The following is a 3,222-nucleotide window of genomic DNA, read 5'->3' as shown; positions in this document are numbered from 1 at the left end:
GCGGACGATGAGCCGCAAGCGAGTGCGTGAGCAGAAGAACCTGGACGGCACACCCTTCGCCCCACGCAAGGGCGACAGCAAGGGCAAAAAGAAAATGGAAGCCGGCCTGGCCAAGTTGATGGTGGTCACCCGGGTGTCCGCTGATGAAGCGGAGCTGGGCTGGAAAAACGCCCTGACCCGATGGGTCGCCGCGCAGCAGCACAACGGTGCCAGCGAGCGCCGCACCGCCCAGCAGATGCGCCGATGGAACAAGACCCCACCGGGTTTGGCGGCAACCGACAAGCAAGCCAAGCGCTTGCGCCGGTTGGGCTTCCGTGTGCGCCAAGCCGGAAAAAAGACGCTGACCCGGCCGTCAGTGGCGTGGATTCAGGAGCATGTGAATTACGCCAAAGCCGGCCTGTTGATCCGGATCCTCGACGACCAGCGCAGCGAAAGCACCGGCGGGCAAAGCTGGGAAATCACCCTGCCGAAACGCCAGTTCATCGGCGCCGAAACTGAACGCGAAACCAATCTCCTGATTAACCAGGTGTTGCAACAAATCCTAACTTCACCCCGCTAACGAGGCACTGCATGGCACTCGGTCAAGTCACCGTCGACAATCTCAATCTAGGCCAGGGTGCCGTGACAGAGGTTGAGCGTTACTTTCTTTTCATCGGCCCCGCCGCCAAAAACGTCGGCCAGTTCATCCCGCTGAACACCGACAGCGACCTGGACACGGCGCTGGGCATTCCGGCCAGCGACCTTAAAACGCAAATCACTGCGGCACGCCAGAACGGTGGTCAGCGCTGGGCCTGCATCGCGGCCCCGATCGGCCCCGAGGGTGACTGGGCCACCGCGTTGCAGAAAACGCAGCAACAGGGCGTTTCCGTAGAAGCGGTGATTGTTACCAAGCCCGTAGTGAAGGCCGATGAACTGAAGGCCATGCACGACGTTGCCGTTGCGCTGAACAACACCTATGGGCGTCGTGTTTTCTTCCTGGCAAGTACTGCCGGCATCACCGTTGACCAGACCTGGGCGCAATACCTCACCGAGCAAAAAGCATTGGTAGCAGGGGTGGCCGCACCACGCGTTGCAACGGTGCCGCAGCTTCACGGAAATGACCTCGGCGTGCTGGCCGGTCGCTTGGCCAACTCGGCGGTAAGCATCGCTGATAGCCCAATGCGCGTGGCCACCGGCCCGGTGCTGGGACTTGGTCAAGTGCCCACTGATAGCGAGCTGATCCCGCTGCCGTCCGCTGTGCGCAGTGAGCTGGATCGGGCGCGGCTCTCCGTGTCGCAGATCTATCCCGATTACCCGGGCGTGTACTGGGGCGACTGCAACATGTTGGACACCCCGGGCAGCGACTTTCAGGTCGTGGAGTACCTGCGCATCACCGACAAGGCCGCGCGCCTGATTCGTCCGCTGCTGATCCGCCGTGTTGCCGATCGCCGCTTGAACAGCACGCCCAACAGCATGGCGGTGAACACCAACCAACTGATGGCGCCGCTGCGAGCCATGGCCAAGTCAATCAAGTTCGCCGGCGAGGTATTCCCCGGTGACATCGAACCGCCGAAAGACGGCGACCTGGTGCTGGAGTGGCAGAGCAAAACGAAGGTCGCGGCCTACATCAAGCTTAAACCCCTTAACTGCCCGAAAGATCTCACGGCGAACATCGCCCTGGATCTTTCCACTGACAAAGCGGAGTAACGCCCCATGGCAAAAATTGGCGGAAAGAACTTCGACGTGAGCCTGGGCGATATCGCGCTGCACGTCGAAAGCTGCACCCTGGACATCACAGACAACTCGGCCGTGGCCCAAACCCGAGGCGTGCCTGACGGTTACGTCGACGGCGACGTGGCCGCTGCCGGCGAACTGGAGCTGGATAGCTCCAACTTTCAACTGCTGATCGACGCGGCGCGATCGGCGGGCAGCTATCGCGAACTGAAACCGTTCGATGCGGTGTTCTTCGCCAAGGCCGGTGAAGACGAACTGCGTGTGGAGGCGTTCGGCTGCAAGGTGAAAATCTCCAGCCTGTTGTCGATCGACCCGAAGGGTGGTGAGAAGACCAAACACAAGGTGCCTTTCGACGTCACCAGTCCGGATTTTATCCACATCAACGGCGTTCCCTACCTGGCTGCGGCCGAGATCGAGGGGCTTCGGTAATGGTGGATTGGTTCGACCGTGCCCAGGAGCTGGAGCAACGCCAACGTGACCAGGCGATAAAGGCCCAGTTGAGCAAGCCCGTGCCGGTCGGGCCGAGCCTGACCCATTGCCAGGACTGCGACACACCAATCCCGCCGGCGCGCCAGGCGCACGGTGGCATAACCCGGTGCGTCCCGTGCCAGACGGACGTCGAGAAGAGTAAACGCCGATGACCACTGAAACTTCGCGTCTGGGAACGCTGGAGCGGCAACTTGCCGTGATTGAGCACCGCATGAACGAGTTTGAAGGTCGTCACGAAACCGTGCCGACTCGCGTGACCAAGCTTGAGCAGCAATTCGAAAACATGACTGGCCAGCTCAAGGAACTGAACAAAGGCCAGCAGGCGTTGACCCTGGCGGTCAATGTGATCGGCTCGAAGGTCGGGCGCTTGCTGACCATCCTGACGCTGGTTGGCGCCGTCCTGCAGATGGTGGTGCCGGCAATGTTGCGGATGTGGTTCCCATGAGCCTGCGCGGCAGGATCATGGCCGGTGCGATCGCGCTGGCCAGCACGCCGCTGGTGATCTTCCTGGGCACCTGGGAAGGCAACGGCCAGAACACCGTTTACGCGGACAAGCTCGCCGGCGGACTGCCCACGGTTTGCAAAGGCATCACCCGGTTTACGAGCCCGTACCCGGTCGTGGTCGGCGACTACTGGTCGCCCGCCAAGTGCGCCGAGGTGGAGCAGCTGGTGATCCGCAAAACGCAGCTGCAGCTGGCCGAGTGCATCACGAACCCGAACGTGGGACAGACCACGTTCGACGCACTCACCAGTCATGGCCACAACTTCGGCGTGACCAGCACCTGCGCCAGTCGAGCGGTCGCGCTTATCAACGCCGGCCGCATCGCCGAGGGCTGCAAAGCTCTGGCATGGGCGCCGGACGGCAAGACGCCGGTATGGGCCTTTGTGACTGACGCCAAGGGCCAGAAGCGCTTTATTCCGGGCCTGCACAACCGCCGGCTGGCCGAATCCCGGCTGTGTGCGGAGGGCTTGTGATGCTGCGCCAAGCCTTGTTCCTGATCGTGTTGTGCCTGGTCGCCT

The 3,222-nt window shown here is 62.0% G+C and carries 6 protein-coding genes; all 6 read left to right on the top strand.

What is annotated here, in order from left to right:
• A partial coding sequence (locus tag FGA82_RS30135) for a virion morphogenesis protein (RefSeq protein WP_141129912.1) occupies positions 1–559 on the top strand: 559 nt, incomplete at its 5' end.
• Positions 560–570: 11 nt separating this feature from the next.
• Entirely contained in the window at positions 571–1,686 is a 1,116-nt protein-coding gene (locus FGA82_RS30130) for a DUF2586 domain-containing protein (protein WP_141129911.1), read from the top strand.
• Between the two features lie 6 nt (positions 1,687–1,692).
• On the top strand, positions 1,693–2,142 hold the full coding sequence (locus FGA82_RS30125; protein ID WP_141129910.1) for a phage protein: 450 nt from the start codon (positions 1,693–1,695) through the stop codon (positions 2,140–2,142).
• Positions 2,142–2,354, top strand: a complete 213-nt coding sequence (locus FGA82_RS30120; protein ID WP_141129909.1) for a TraR/DksA C4-type zinc finger protein — start codon at positions 2,142–2,144, stop codon at positions 2,352–2,354. The genes FGA82_RS30125 and FGA82_RS30120 overlap by 1 nt, the downstream gene beginning before the upstream one ends.
• Positions 2,351–2,647: a hypothetical protein gene (locus tag FGA82_RS30115; protein ID WP_141129908.1), complete on the top strand. Its 297-nt coding sequence runs from the start codon at positions 2,351–2,353 to the stop codon at positions 2,645–2,647. Before FGA82_RS30120 ends, FGA82_RS30115 begins: the two co-directional genes overlap by 4 nt.
• A complete protein-coding gene (locus tag FGA82_RS30110) occupies positions 2,644–3,177 on the top strand; it encodes a lysozyme (RefSeq protein ID WP_116256723.1) in 534 nt (177 codons plus the stop codon). The genes FGA82_RS30115 and FGA82_RS30110 overlap by 4 nt, the downstream gene beginning before the upstream one ends.
• Positions 3,178–3,222: the final 45 nt, after the last annotated feature.

The organism is Pseudomonas fluorescens, assembly GCF_005938625.1.
Classification (GTDB): Bacteria; Pseudomonadota; Gammaproteobacteria; order Pseudomonadales; family Pseudomonadaceae; genus Aquipseudomonas; species Aquipseudomonas fluorescens_BD.
The sequence above is the reverse complement of the archived record's forward strand: the minus strand, read 5'-3'. Positions and strand labels throughout refer to the sequence as shown.